Origin of the sequence: Litchfieldia salsa (assembly GCF_900104555.1) — a bacterium.
Lineage (GTDB): Bacteria > Bacillota > Bacilli > Bacillales > Bacillaceae_L > Litchfieldia > Litchfieldia salsa.
Window position 1 is genome coordinate 43,322 of the sequence record NZ_FNJU01000009.1, and the last position, 14,497, is coordinate 57,818.

Consider the following 14,497-nt stretch of genomic DNA (forward strand, 5'->3'; position numbering starts at 1 on the left):
AAGGACAAAAAAGGATAATGAAATAATAGACTATCAAACTTTTCGTTGGTAATATCTTAAAAAAAAGGAAAGTCACCCCATGAGCAAACTCATTTTAAATTTAACACGATTGGGACGGCAGAGCCGTCCCCATGAACCACCCATGCTCCATTTAATTTTTTCGGGCGATGACGCGAGTTGCGGTTGCAATTGTGAATAGTCCTAGAAGCACCAGTGCCCACTGAATATTGTTTTTTTCTGTGCTTGGTTGGACTAGTCCTGTTTTAGGCATGTCAGTTGGCATTTGGCTTGCGAATTTGTCAGGAGATTGTGCAACGATTCCTCCAGATAATGCCTTAGATGCTCCATACATTTGGCCATATGCTTCACGAATAGATTCATAGGCAGCTTCATAGTCTTTCGCAATATAACTATTGAAAGCAGCAACTAACTGATTGACGTGCATTTGTAATCCTTCAGCTAAGGCAGTGGCTGGAACTTCTCCTTCTGTTGCGGTTTCAATAAATGTTGAAAATTCGGTACGGTAGTTATCAAGGTTCGATAGTGCCGCCTCTTTTGCTTCTTCATCATTAGCTCCAGTCGCTTTCACATAATCCACAAAGAATCCGATGTGATTTTCCCACATTTCTTTGAAGGCTTGACCCGCTTCCTCACCATACAACGAGCTAATTGCCTTCGCAAGGTCCTCTGTATTGGCATTTAATGCATCTGCAGAAGCAGCAAAATCATCTGAACCATCAATTCCATTTTGCATCGCCATTGCCGCAAGCCCAGCATGTTCAGATAACAAGTGATCTAGTGCGGCTCTCAAATCTGCAGCTGGAGTAACTGCCTTCGTATTATTAAATTTCTCTGGGAATTGATCAGTAATTGCACTTGATAAACCTTTTGCAACCATATGCATATGGCCAATGGCTTCTCTTTCATATTCATATGCCTTGTTGTAATCTCCTGCAACATAGCTGTCAAATGCCCCTACTAGCTGGTTTACATGCATTTGTAAACCATCGGCAAGTGCGCCTGCTTCCAAGCGTTCTCCTGTTGCTGTTTCTAGAAACTGCGAGAAATCCTGTCTATACTGAGATAATTCGTCTAATGAGGTTTTCTTTCCAGCCTCATCGTTCTTTCCAACGGCTACTACATAATCAACAAAAAATCCAATATGCGCGCTCCACATTTCTTCAAATGCGACTCCCGCTTCTTCATCATATACAGAAGCAATCGCACTAGATAAATCTACCGTATTCTCATCTAATGCTGCTGCAGATGCCTCGAAATCAGCTGCTCCTTGCGCTCCCTTTCTCATTGTTTCAATCGCTAAGTATCCGTGTTCACTTAATAAATGTGCCAATGAAGAACGTAAATCTGCTCCAGGTGTCGAAACCGTAGGGACCGATTCTTGGCTTGCCGCACTCACCATTCCTCCTGCTGGTATAAGTAAGGATAAACTTAAAGGTACTGCTATTAACGCTCTTTTCCAGTTCGTTTTCATTTTCATTTCTTCTACCTCTCCCCTTGTTTGTTTTTTTCATTAAGCTAACGATGCCTACCCTATGTTTGGATCACTTTTTTAAAAATTAATTTTTAACTAATTCTGCGAAAACAACTAATCTCTCTGCTCTTTCAGTCGTTTCGGGGTCATACTCACCTTCACACGTAATTAAATTCAACATACTAAGATAGGTGAATCCAAAAATGTCATCTAATGGAGCATCTGTCCGAGGATAGATCTCTTTTTTTCTTACCAAAAAGGTCAGCCTTTTTCCTTGTTGATCTGTCACGTAAATATGTTCACCTATTTGTACTTTGTGGAGGTCGTAAAATACGGCCGGGTTGACAGTATCATCAACATGACCAGCAATCACCGAATTCCCAGGCTCTCCCGGTTTTGGACCAGGCTCAAACCAAGCAACATTTTCACTCCCTTCAGGTACAGCCATTTGACCATTTTCAAGAAGACCAACATCCTCAACCTCAGCCTCGACACCAATTGAAGGAATTTCAATGGTCAGCGGAATAATCCCCTCACGTTCATCCCGAATGATTGGTGGACTTGAATTAGTAGGTGACGGAGCTGGTGCCAGTACTACTTTTTCCTCAACCATTGTAGACTCAACTTTTGGTTGGCTCATAGCTACCTGTTCACTAGTATCACAACCTGAAATCACGTAAACGCATAGTAAAATCGAAAACATTTTCATTCGTTTTGTCATACAGGATCTCCCTTCAATGGATTTAACGTCTTATCATTAAGCAAACGAATGAACATTAGAATTGGATCAGTGGATTTTTATTTTTAGGCAAAAAAAAGAGAGGTAATTTCCTCTCCTTGAATAAAAGATACATTATAGTCCTGAGCTTAAAATAATTTCCCCTTGCGGTAGTTCGCTGTCGGCTGTTGGCTCAATGGTGATTGCGATGGTATCATATGAATGTTCTCCCGCATCCTTCACCATATATGAAACGCCACCTATTCCGTCCTGATTTGGCACAAATGTTCCGGCCCGATATGGTTTTCCATCTTCAAGTAACCATACTTGATAGGTTTCGGTCCCTTTAAGAGGGGCTAAGCTGTCTGCCTGTATAACCAATGCCATCTCATCGCCCTTATCAATCATCGATGCCATCGCATTTGCATTGATTGATTCTGATGGAGATAAGTTAACTACTTTTATAACCTTATCTGTCCCTTCTTGTACGATAGGTGTTTCAGATGGGCTATTTTTATTTAGGAAATAGTAGCTATTTCCTAGTAATGAAAACAATAAGGATGCAGCTAACAAGGGGGTTAACCAGCTTCTCTTTTTATTCGTAACGTTTTTGATAGAAGGTGCTTGCTCTATGTTCTGTTTAATCTTTTCTTCTTGTTCTGTGGCAAATACATTTTCTAAAATTCGAGACTTCATTCCACTTGGAGGTGGTACCGGTTCTGAAGCAAATGGTAAGATCTCCGTTAGTGACTGAAGTTCAGACAGTTCATTTCGGCAATCTTCGCATCCTTCCATATGTTGTTCGAATGCTCTCTTTGTTTCTTCATCAATTGTCTCATTCAAATAATCTAGCAACCCATCGCAACCAACTTGGTTCATGATTTTTGCCCCCCTTTCTCATGGATGGTCAGTCTTTTCTTCAGATGCTGTAATGCTAGCCGAACCCTGCCTTTGACCGTACCAAGAGGAAGTTGACAAGCATCTGCAATTTTCTGCTGTGATAAGCCTTTAAAATAAAGCAAGTCTACAATTTCCCGTTGTTCCTTTGCTAAACTTGAAATCGCGTCCCTGATACGTGCACCCTCTTCCTTCCATTCAACAAGATCCTCTGTTAAAGGCTCGTGACTGGAAATCGAATCACGTTCTTCTATTGAATAGGTTACCTCTTTCTTTTTTCGAATCATATCAATTCCCGTATTTCGAGCAACTGTTAAAATCCAAGAGGAAAATTTCCCTTTATGTTCATTATAGATTCCCTTTTTCGTCCAAATCTTGATAAACACTTCTTGCACAACCTCTTCTGACAACTCCCTTTGACCTGTTAACTTAAAGGAAAAAGAGTATAGTAGTTTTTCATAACGATCATACAGCAGTTCAAGTGCGTGCTTATCACCTTGTTGAATTCTATGATAAAGTTCTACATCCTTCTCACTCATACGATTCTCCTATTCTAGTGTTATTAACGATATCATAGCATAAAAAAAGAAAATCGAAGGTATTTTTGCGCCTGCATTGGTGCAGGGGGACGGTTCTCGCGTTTCATTCAGACGATGCTAGATTGTACTCGAAGTCTCATGCTCTATCTACATATAGGATCAAAATGGTGCATGAGAACCGTCCCCATGTCACATGAAAAAATGGTGCACGGGAACCGTCCCCGCGCACCATTAATTTGTTACTAGTATATTGTTTTCGAAGTCTTCTGCGTTCAAAGGGCGGCTAATGTCGTATCCTTGAACAAAGTCACAGTGGAGGTTGCTAAGAAATTGGTACTCTTCTTTATTTTCAACTCCCTCGGCTGTTACTTTTAAGTTAAGGTGCTTTGCCATTGAGATGATACTGTTGACGATTGCTTGATTATCTTTCTTTTTAGTAATATTTCTAATAAAGGATTGATCAATTTTCAACGTATCTAATGGGTATTTCTTAAGGTAGCTCAGTGAGGAATACCCTGTGCCGAAGTCGTCCATGGAAAGACTTACCCCGATTTCCTTTAACCTGTATAATTTTGAAATCATTTCATCTGAGTCATGCATGGCAATACTTTCTGTCACCTCTAAGTCAATATAACGAGGATCCAATTTAGAGTTTTCTACAACCGTCGCTACTTTCTTCAGAAAATTCTTATCTAGTAGCTGTCTGATTGAAATATTGACGCCTACCTTCAATGGTCTATATCCCATTTGTTGCCAATTAAAGGCTTGTTCACACGCTGATTTTAGTACCCACTCACCAATTGGAATGATAAGGCCTGTTTCTTCTGCAATCGGGATAAATTCCGCAGGTGAAACAACACCCAGCGTTTTGTTCTTCCAGCGTAGAAGTGCCTCCATTCCAGAGACTAAGCCTGTATCGATATCCGCCAGTGGTTGATAATAAAGCTCAAACTCATTTCTTTCAACCGCTTCTCTTAGTTCTTTCTCAATCATCATCTTTCTGTAAAAATGATAATTCATATCTTCAGTAAATAACTTAAAATTATTCTTTTCTCGTTCCTTTATATAGTACATCGCGGTATCCGCATTTTTCATTAATGTTTTTGCATCACGCCCATCTTCAGGATATAAGGAGACGCCGATACTCGGAGTAATATAATATTCCATTTCCCCAAACGAAAATCCCTTTTTAAATTCCTGTAAAATTGACGTAGCATATTCAATTGATTCAGCTTTCGTACAATTAGGGAATACTAGTGTAAATTCATCCCCACCTACTCTGTAAACCTTCGCGTTCGTAAGCTTATTTTCGACTAGGAACATTTCAAGTCTCTTTGCAACCTCAATTAATAATAAGTCCCCAACATCATGTCCAAGGGTATCATTAATATATTTAAACCGATCTAGGTCAATCAACATGATAACAGCACTATTTAGTTCTGAATTATTCTTTTTAAATAAAGTAGTTAGATCCTCATTAAAAAGCCTTCTATTCGCTAAACCTGTTGTCACATCATGGTTTGCTTGATAAGTGATTTCGTCTTCATGATATTTACGCTCGGTAATATCATTGGAAACACCTAATAGAACAGTAGTTTCATTCGTTTTAATCGGAATTTTAGAGGTTTGCAGCCACCTGATATTACCTTTTTTATCAATAATAACTTCCTCAGGAATCATCACACCCTTTGATTCAGCAAGGATTGTCTGATCTCTTTGAAAAATCTCCTTTGCCAACAGTTTATCATCCTGTATATCAAATTCAGTTTTCCCGATAATCTCATCAATTTCTTTCCCATATAGCTTTGCAAACGAAAGGTTAGCTAGTGAATATCGACCTTCTTGGTCCTTTGCGTATATATAATTAGGATTGAGGTCTATGACATTTCTTAAGAACGTTCTCTGTTGATCTAGCTCATTATTCATTTCTTTTACAATATTAAGGTGCATTCGATTAGATAGGATTAAAAGTGAAATCGCAAAAACCAACACAGCGACTGCACTAGGAAACAGCTTAGCTTCAGGATACATATTTAAGATCCCAATGCTATAACCTACAGCTGTCGTAAAAATAAAATGCAAAAGAAAAGACCGTAGATTAGCTTGCTTAATCTGTTTTCCAATAAAAAAACAAGCGATAATACTAATGACAAACATCAACACATTCGTGTCAAAAATCCAAGATAAATTTCCGTATGTCGGAAAGTAGAAATGGAAGGCTTCATTCGGTTGGATGATCTTTAATGAAGCAATTCCATTTTTACTCCAACCAACTAAATACACAATAAAACTCCAACCATAAAAGACAATAACTGTCTTGCGATTCATGATATAGCGCCATTTACTTTTAAAAAGCATTGGAATCTCTTGCTGAGTAATCGTGTATCCTACATAAAATAAGGTTGGCGTAAGCATAATTGAACCTATTCGTAAGAGACGAAAAAAGAAATCAATCGTATCAATCGGAAAAATGCCATAGGAAAATAAGAAAGCTACATCAATTTGCCAAATTGACGCTAATATTAAAAATAAAAACAACACCTTTGCAAGCTTGCTTTTTTTAAACATAAAGAAAATCGAGACCCCTATACACAGTGGAATAAGGGCTACTAAAACTAAGAATAGAAAAAACACTTAAAAATCCTCCCTATTTAGTAAGTACTAAACAAGCATTATTACCACTATTTCCATGTGTTGTAATACTTACTATATTTACAGGTTGATAGCTCGTTTCATAAACAATTGGTAAATCCTCAAAGCCTTTCCCTGCTGTTTTGATGGTAGGAGGTATGAATCCATATTCCATGGAAATCAAAGCAGAAATAACTTGAATAGTCCCCATCGCTGCAAAGGAATGACCGATCATTCCTTTAATAGAAGTAATTGGAACCGTTGGCTTAAAGCTCTCTCTATGAATATATGCTTCAATTCGATCATTTACTTTCAAGCCTAGTGCTTGGCTATTGACATAACATGGAATCGTTTCCCCAAGTGTGTCCTTGTAAGCTTGTAGCATTTCTTGACCGGTTTCATCAGACTGTAAAATCGGCCTTCCTTCATTTCGAGAAAGGACGTTTGAAATGTGGCCATAAATCGTCTTACCATGTCTCACTGCATGTTCCTCACGTTCGAGAATTAATACTCCAGCCCCTTCTGAAATGGCAAACCCATGATGATCTTGAGAGAAAGGCACACCTGTCTGGTCAATTGACACATTAGATGCGATTGATCTCATCTTTGTGAAGCCATTAATACTCCACTGACCTAAAGGCGCATCCGCCCCTCCAACTACACAAGCATCTACTTGGCCGGATTGAAGTAATAGCTTTGCCATTAAAATGGCATCAATGCTAGCTGTACAACCAGTTGTTATTGTAAAAGTTGGGCCACGTGTGCCAATATTCTCAGCTACCGAAGCTGAAAGAGTATGGCTATCAACAAGCGAAACCCCTTGTAAAGGATATTTTTTCAAATCTAATGCAACTGATGAATACTGCTCGATTTCCAGTATCGCACCTGCTGAAGTCCCTATAATAACTGCTATTCTATATGGATCATAAGATAAATTTGCCATTTTTACTGCATCACTAGCAGCGGCTATAGCCAATCTTGTTGATCTTGGATACCTTTTGTAATTTCGTTCTCCTAATTGAAGAAAATCACCTTCAATTACACCAGCCACAATATTTGACTGACCTTGGCCAACACCCTCAAGCACAGATAGTGTCGAGATCCCTTCTTCTAGGACTCTATGAAAACTTTCCTTATCATTCGCGCCAGGAATTTTCATTCCGTAACCTGTAATCACTATGCTATCCAAGTTTAGATCATCCTCTGAAATTAATATGGTTTTGTACTTCTTCTATTATATCGACTTCATTCTTTCTAATCTATTATATTTCGACATTATTTTTTTTATTACTTACTCTAATTGGAAAAGTTGGACCGGTATACCTTAAATAAGCTAGTTTTGATTATCCTTTTGCGGATTTAAGAGGAACAAAGGAGAGAGTTATCTGACTCGAAAGTGTTGGGGGGGTATTTCGAATCATCGAACGGTAGGACCAATGGGAATGAGACATCAGAACCGTCCCCATGCACCAAAAACCCCTATTTCGGGATGAAATAGGGGTTTTTTGGTTTAATTATTTTGTTAATCCTACATTGTGGAAGAATGGAGTTCCGCTGAAGTTTACGAACAGTCCATCGATTCCGTTCATACCATGAACGAAGTCTGGGTGTTGTAGGTAAACCATTGGAGCTTCATCGATTAAGATTTGTGATACTTCTGCATATGCAGCATTACGTTCTTCTTGATCTGTAGATGTACGACCTTTTTCTAATAAAGCATCTACAGTTTCATTTGTATAGAATGAACGGTTACCAGGTGATCCATGCATTGAAGAATGGAATAGAGCGTATAGACCGTAGTCAGCATCACCTGTTACAGTTGTCCAACCAAGTACAAACATTTCATGCTCGCCTGCACCAGTCTTTTCTAAGAAAGTACCCCACTCGATTGTTTCGATTTTAACGTCAATGCCAATTTCAGCTAATTGAGCTTGAACTAATACACCGATGTCAGCACGTTCTTTACTTCCTTCGTTTACATAAAGAGTTGTCTCGAATCCATCTTCAAATCCAGCTTCTGCTAATAAAGCTTTCGCTGCTTCTACATCAAATTCAAGTGGCTTTAAATCTTGAGAATTCCCAACAACAGTTGGTGCAAGTGGACCTACAGCAGGTACACCTTGACCATCAAGAATTCCATTAACGATATCGTCTTTGTTAATTGCCATTGCAATTGCTTGACGTACTTTTTCGTTGTTAAATGGCTCTTTGTTCATGTTGAAACCAACATAGTCCATACGAGTACCCTTAACACGATCAAGCTCAATTCCGTCAATTGTTTCTACAGTTGTTACATCAGATGAACCAACTAACATTACATGTGCTTCACCTGTTTCAAGCATTGCTACACGAGTAGCTTGTTCTGGGATAACTTTGAATACTACAGAGTCAACCTTTGGAGCTTCACCCCAGTAATCTTCAAACTTAACAAATTTAATTTCAGCACCACGGTTCCATGAATCAAATTTGAATGGACCTGTACCTACTGGATTTTCGTCAACCTTTTTTCCACCATTGTTTTCTTCTTCAATTGCAGAAGGCGCAATGATAGAACCTGCATTATGTGCTAAGTGAGCCGGAAGTGGAGCAAAAGGCTCAGCTGTTTTGATTTGAACAGTATGATCGTCAACAACAACGATCTCAGAAATCATATTTAGAACAACTGCACGTGGAGATGCAAACTCTGGATCAATTAAGCGCTCAAGGCTCATTTTAACAGCATCTGCTGTGAAATCTGTTCCATCGTGGAATTTAACGCCTTGACGTAATTTGAATTCCCAAGTTGTATCATCAACAGCAGTGAATTCTTCTGCAAGTGAACCTACAACAGAACCGTCCTCTGCATATTCAGTTAAACGGTCAAAAATTTGAGTTGTAGCATTTGTTGTCGCTGTATCATTCATTCCATGAGGATCTAATGTCGGAGCATCAGAAGGAGTAACGAATACTAACTCCCCACCTTCTTGAACAGCCGGTGTTTCTTCACTCTCATTGCCTGAATTTTCTTCAGTTGTGTTGTCATTGTTTCCACATGCCGCTAATGCAAGTACAAATGCAAGCATAAGCATAAGGAAAACATTCTTTTTTGTCTTCATGCTAAAACCCCCTATTTCTTTTCTTAATTAATCCCATGATTACATGGTCCTTGTTTATAATAATCGAAAAATTACAAACCATCAATAAATTTCGCTTAATTTTTTTAACATTTTAGTACTTTTTAGCCATAAAGCAATAAAGTAAACATTTTTCCAGTATAATAAAGTTTGTCAGATTTTTTAACAAACATAGCAAAATTCACTCTACCTTAGTGAATTTTGGGAATTTTTAAAAAAACGAACAACGATATTAAACTCTATAAAAATATAGTAATCATACTATTGTAATATTTATATGGACTCGGTATTATATACCTATCTGTGTAAAAAATTTGTAACAGAAAATTAAAGAATGAAAGGATGGGATTAAGGATGAGCCAACCAGAGCTACAACCAACATCTTCAACAACAATTCCTGTAAGTGAGCAGAGTACAAGGCTCACTGCATCGAAGCAGTTTTATAAGAAGTTAGCTAAGAATAAAGCTGCACTTGCAGGTGCAATAATTGTGTCAGTATTTGTATTGCTTGCTTTATTAGCTCCAGCGATTGCACCATATAACCCAAACACCATAGATATTGCCAATAAATTGCAAACACCATCAGCAGAACATTGGTTTGGTACAGATGATAAAGGGAGAGATATTCTAAGTCGCTTGCTTCATGGATCTAGGATTTCCTTAACTGTCGGTGTTTTATCCACTCTTCTAGGAGCAGCTGTCGGAATCGTGCTAGGAATTGTTGCTGGTTATTATGGAAGATGGATTGATTCATTAATCATGAGAATTTGTGATATTTTACTAGCTTTCCCAGGAATCTTATTGGCCTTAGCGATCGTTAGTATTTTAGGAGCTAGTACAACAAATGTTATTATAGCGATTGCGTTTTTCGCGGTTCCAACATTTGCTAGAATTGTACGAGGATCTACTTTGACAGTCAAAAAGCTAGAGTACATTGATGCGATTAGAGCGATGGGAGCTACAGATTTCAGAATTATTTTTAAACATATCCTCCCAAATATCGTTTCACCTATTATTGTTCAATCAACACTTTATATTGCGTCAGCGATTATTACTGCTGCAGCACTTTCATTCCTTGGAATGGGAACACAACCACCAGATCCTGAATGGGGAACGATGTTGAGTGAAGGAAGATCATATATCCGTCAGGCACCATATATCACTCTGTTTCCAGGATTAGTTATATTAGTAGTAGTTATTGGATTCAATTTATTCGGAGACGGTCTCCGTGATGCGTTAGATCCAAAAACTAGAAAATAATGAAGGGAAGGTGAACTAAATGCTCGTATTCATCCTTAGAAGACTATTTCAAACCATCCCCGTTATGATTGGGGTTACATTAGCTGTATTTTTGATGATGCACCTGATCCCTGGTGACGCAGCAAAAATTATGGCAGGAGAAAATGCAAATCCAGAGCAAGTTGAACAAATGCGTGAAAACTTAGGTCTAAATGACCCACTTCATGTTCAATATTTTCGATTTCTCACAAATGCCGTTCAAGGTGATTTAGGGACATCAATCAGAACTTCTCGTCCAGTAGCAGAAGAAATTTTCGCTTCCCGTTTTGCCATTACGGTTCAGTTAGCACTTATAGGGACAGCAGCTGCTGTTTTACTCGGGTTAATTGCAGGAATCATTTCAGCTACCCGAAAATACTCTCTTACTGATGTCGGTATTATGCTTGTTGCATTATTCGGGCTTTCTATGCCAAACTTCTGGCTTGGTATTATGTTGATTTATTTATTTTCCGTTAATCTTGGAGTCCTTCCTGTTGCAGGTTGGGGAACCTGGGAACATATTATTCTACCAGCGATCACATTAGGAACAGGTGGAGCAGCGATTATCGCAAGGATGACTCGCTCAAGTATGTTAGAGGTAATCAATCAGGATTATATCCGTACTGCCTATGCAAAAGGTGTGAGTGATCGTCTTGTTATTTATAAGCATGCTCTACGTAATGCACTAGTTCCTGTCGTGACAATCGTAGGATTACAGTTTGGTGGTTTACTAGGCGGAGCAATCATTACTGAAACTGTATTTGCAATCAACGGTCTTGGACGTTTAATTATTGACTCGATCCGTGCGCATGATTTTCCAATGGTGCAAGGTACCATTCTCGTTTGTGCGGTCCTATTTGTACTTGTTAACTTCCTTGTTGATATTACGTACCGCCTCATTAACAAACGAATTGACTTGAATTAAGGAGGTTGAATAGAATGACTATAGCGAAAAACGATAATATCTTAGAAGTAATCAATCTACGTACCTCCTTTTTTACAGATGAGGGCGAAGTAAAAGCAGTAGATGGCGTTGATTTTACAATAGAAAAAGGGAAAACCCTTGGAGTTGTAGGGGAATCTGGGTCAGGAAAAAGTATTACATCCTTATCGATTCTTCGTTTGCTAGAAGAAACAACTGGTAAAATTGTTGGTGGAGAAATTCTTTTCAAAGGGGAAAATCTACTCGACAAAACCAAGAAACAAATGATGGGTATTCGCGGGAATAATATTTCGATGATTTTCCAAGAGCCGATGACCTCACTGAACCCTACCTTAACCTGTGGGGAACAAATTTCAGAATCGATTCGAATTCATCAAAAATTAAACCGGAAAGATGCATGGGCGAAAGCGGTTGAAATGCTAACGCTTGTTGGTATTCCATCACCCGAGAAGCGCGCGAAGCAGTATCCTTTCGAATTATCAGGTGGAATGCGTCAGCGTGTGATGATTGCGATTGCGCTAGCTTGTAATCCAGAGCTACTTATTGCAGATGAACCTACGACTGCGCTAGATGTAACCATTCAAGCACAAATCCTTGATTTAATTAAGAAACTTCAACAAGAGCTAGGCACTTCCCTCATGATGATTACACATGATCTAGGTGTTGTTGCTGAGATGTGTGATTATGTTGCGGTTATGTACTGTGGGAAGGTTGTCGAGTATGCAGATGTGAAAACACTGTTTACTGAGCCTAAACATCCATATACGGTTGGACTAATCAATTCTGTACCAAAGCATGACCGAGATTACGAAGGTGACCTTGCTGTTATCCCTGGGTCTGTTCCAAGTCCATTTTCACTTCCACAAGGCTGTCGATTTGCACCAAGATGTGAACATGCTCGTGAGATTTGTAAGACGGAATTACCTGAGTTGTTGGAGATCAACAAAGGGGATCAGGTTCGTTGCTGGATGTATACTGAGAAATGGGAAAAAGAGGAGGTTCCTCAGCCATGAGTACAAAAAACTTACTAGAGGTTAAAAACCTCAAGCAATACTTCCCTATTAAAGGTGGAGTCTTAGGACGAACAATCAACCATGTAAAAGCTGTAGATGATATTAGTTTTTCCGTTAAAGAAGGCGAAACGGTTAGTATTGTTGGAGAGTCTGGCTGTGGTAAATCAACCACAGGTCGAGCAATCCTTCGTCTAGACAATCCTTATGCTGGAGAAGTTATGTTTGATGGAGAAGATTTATTGAGCTTAAACAAAAAGGAAATGAGAAAGAAACGAAATGATCTTCAAATTATCTTTCAAGATCCTTATGCGTCATTAAATCCAAGACAAACAGTCAGCCAAATTTTAGAAGAAGCGATGGAAATTCAAAATGTCGTTCCTAAGAATGAGCGTCGAAAAGTAATTGAGGAATTGCTTCAGACGGTTGGAATTGGCGCACATCAAATTGATCGTCATCCACATGAATTTAGTGGTGGTCAGCGCCAACGTGTCGGAATTGCCAGAGCTTTATCAGTAAATCCTAAGTTAATTATTTGTGATGAAGCTGTATCAGCGTTAGATGTTTCCATTCAAGCACAAGTACTAAATCTATTAAAAGACTTGCAACGAAAATTCCAATTAACTTACTTGTTCATCTCACATGACCTTGGAGTTGTTCGTCATATTTCAGATCGTATCATCGTGATGTATTTAGGAAAAATAGTAGAGATTGCTGACAAGAAATCATTGTTCGAAAACCCACAGCATCCATACACATATGCTTTACTATCTGCAATTCCTAGTACAAATATTGGAGAAAAGAAAGAAAGAATCATACTAAAAGGTGATGTTCCTTCACCTATCAATCCTCCATCAGGATGTAGGTTCCACACTCGTTGTCCTTTCGCCTTTGACCGTTGTCGTACAGAAGAGCCGAAACTCCACCATGTCGATGGAGAACAACAAGCTGCATGTCACCTAGTTGAAGATGGAAAAATTAATCTAGCAGAACTCTCATTACAAGCAAACAGATAGGGGCATCCCCTATCTGTTTTTTTAGGTTTGGTGGGGGTGCATGGGTGGTGCATGGGGACGGTTCTCGCGTCTCATTTTGAGTGGTGTACTAAGGCCTCATGCAAATCTAGTATCTCTTTTAAGTGGTGCACGAGAACCGTCCCCACTTCCCAAATTCTATACTTACTCTACATATCCCCCACTGTTCTCCCCTTAAACTTCACGTATGTTCTTATGAAACGTTATTTACGCCGCATGCTCCCCCCATCAAACAACACACTTGCCATTTAGACGAACCCATGAAATTCATTTACTTTAGAACTACCGACGGAATATTAAAAAGCGCGCTTTTTTTAAGGAACTTTTACATTGAGCCAACCCTTCGAAAAGCTAGTAGATGACTATAAACCACTTATTCTTACCATTATGAAAAAATTACACCTGTATCGTGATCACGAGGCCTTCTACCAAATAGGATTAATTGCATTGTGGGAGGCACATTGTCGCTTTGACCCTAAGAAAGGAGGGTTTTCTACCTTTGCATACAGCACAATCCGAGGCAGATTGCTAGAATATTTAACAAAGGAAAATCAATTCTATGATCGTTTTTGCCAAGGCTTGCCGTCAGAGGAAGGATTCCATCTAGAAGATCCAAACCCGAATCTTCCCTTCGAAAGTGACACAATGGAGCATTACTGTACAGGCTTATCAGATAATCAACGTAAATGGGTACAGAAACGAATTATCGAGGATAAACGAATTATTGATATCGCTAAAGAAGAAGAAGTAACAACAGATGCAGTGAAATCCTGGGGCAGGGCAGCTATCAAAAAAATGAGGATGAATATTCTAAACTAGTAATCTCGCAATGAATAGAGAGA

12 protein-coding genes are annotated in these 14,497 nt (G+C 38.9%); 5 read left to right on the forward strand and 7 right to left on the reverse strand.

All coding sequences use genetic code 11. The features are described 5' to 3' along the window. Positions 1-151: 151 nt before the first annotated feature. The 7 genes from BLQ56_RS16155 to BLQ56_RS16185 all read right to left on the reverse strand — a co-directional run bounded on the left by BLQ56_RS16155 (position 152) and on the right by BLQ56_RS16185 (position 9,372). Entirely contained in the window at positions 152-1,498 is a 1,347-nt protein-coding gene (locus BLQ56_RS16155) for a copper amine oxidase (RefSeq protein ID WP_238457293.1), read from the reverse strand. A 79-nt stretch (positions 1,499-1,577) separates the two neighbouring features. Then, complete coding sequence (locus tag BLQ56_RS16160; RefSeq protein ID WP_090856596.1) at positions 1,578-2,213, reverse strand: class F sortase; 636 nt, start codon at positions 2,211-2,213, stop codon at positions 1,578-1,580. A 132-nt stretch (positions 2,214-2,345) separates the two neighbouring features. Continuing rightward, complete coding sequence (locus BLQ56_RS16165; RefSeq protein WP_090856599.1) at positions 2,346-3,089, reverse strand: anti-sigma factor; 744 nt, start codon at positions 3,087-3,089, stop codon at positions 2,346-2,348. After that, entirely contained in the window at positions 3,086-3,646 is a 561-nt protein-coding gene (locus BLQ56_RS16170; RefSeq protein WP_090856603.1) for an RNA polymerase sigma factor, read from the reverse strand. Before BLQ56_RS16170 ends, BLQ56_RS16165 begins: the two co-directional genes overlap by 4 nt. 231 nt (positions 3,647-3,877) lie before the next feature. Then, positions 3,878-6,280, reverse strand: a complete 2,403-nt coding sequence (locus BLQ56_RS16175) for a sensor domain-containing protein (protein WP_090856606.1) — start codon at positions 6,278-6,280, stop codon at positions 3,878-3,880. A gap of 13 nt (positions 6,281-6,293) precedes the next feature. Continuing rightward, positions 6,294-7,466: a beta-ketoacyl synthase N-terminal-like domain-containing protein gene (locus tag BLQ56_RS16180; protein ID WP_090856609.1), complete on the reverse strand. Its 1,173-nt coding sequence runs from the start codon at positions 7,464-7,466 to the stop codon at positions 6,294-6,296. Between the two features lie 325 nt (positions 7,467-7,791). After that, positions 7,792-9,372, reverse strand: coding sequence for a glutathione ABC transporter substrate-binding protein (locus BLQ56_RS16185; protein ID WP_090856614.1), 1,581 nt, complete (start codon positions 9,370-9,372; stop codon positions 7,792-7,794). A gap of 360 nt (positions 9,373-9,732) precedes the next feature. Here BLQ56_RS16185 and BLQ56_RS16190 point away from each other — a divergent pair, with 360 nt between their 5' ends. The 5 genes from BLQ56_RS16190 (at position 9,733) to BLQ56_RS16210 (ending at position 14,474) form a co-directional block, all read left to right on the forward strand. Beyond that, complete coding sequence (locus tag BLQ56_RS16190) at positions 9,733-10,650, forward strand: ABC transporter permease (RefSeq protein WP_386756477.1); 918 nt, start codon at positions 9,733-9,735, stop codon at positions 10,648-10,650. A gap of 19 nt (positions 10,651-10,669) precedes the next feature. After that, the gene (locus BLQ56_RS16195) at positions 10,670-11,593 is read left to right on the forward strand and encodes an ABC transporter permease (RefSeq protein ID WP_090856620.1); all 924 of its coding nucleotides are present in this window, start codon (positions 10,670-10,672) and stop codon (positions 11,591-11,593) included. Positions 11,594-11,607: 14 nt separating this feature from the next. Further along, positions 11,608-12,624 carry an ABC transporter ATP-binding protein gene (locus tag BLQ56_RS16200; protein ID WP_090856623.1) on the forward strand — a complete coding sequence of 339 codons (1,017 nt, stop codon included), beginning with the start codon at positions 11,608-11,610 and terminating at the stop codon, positions 12,622-12,624. Beyond that, positions 12,621-13,637, forward strand: a complete 1,017-nt coding sequence (locus BLQ56_RS16205; RefSeq protein WP_090856625.1) for an ABC transporter ATP-binding protein — start codon at positions 12,621-12,623, stop codon at positions 13,635-13,637. Before BLQ56_RS16200 ends, BLQ56_RS16205 begins: the two co-directional genes overlap by 4 nt. A 348-nt stretch (positions 13,638-13,985) precedes the next feature. Beyond that, positions 13,986-14,474, forward strand: coding sequence for a sigma-70 family RNA polymerase sigma factor (locus BLQ56_RS16210; protein ID WP_090856628.1), 489 nt, complete (start codon positions 13,986-13,988; stop codon positions 14,472-14,474). The last annotated feature ends 23 nt before the right edge of the window (positions 14,475-14,497 follow it).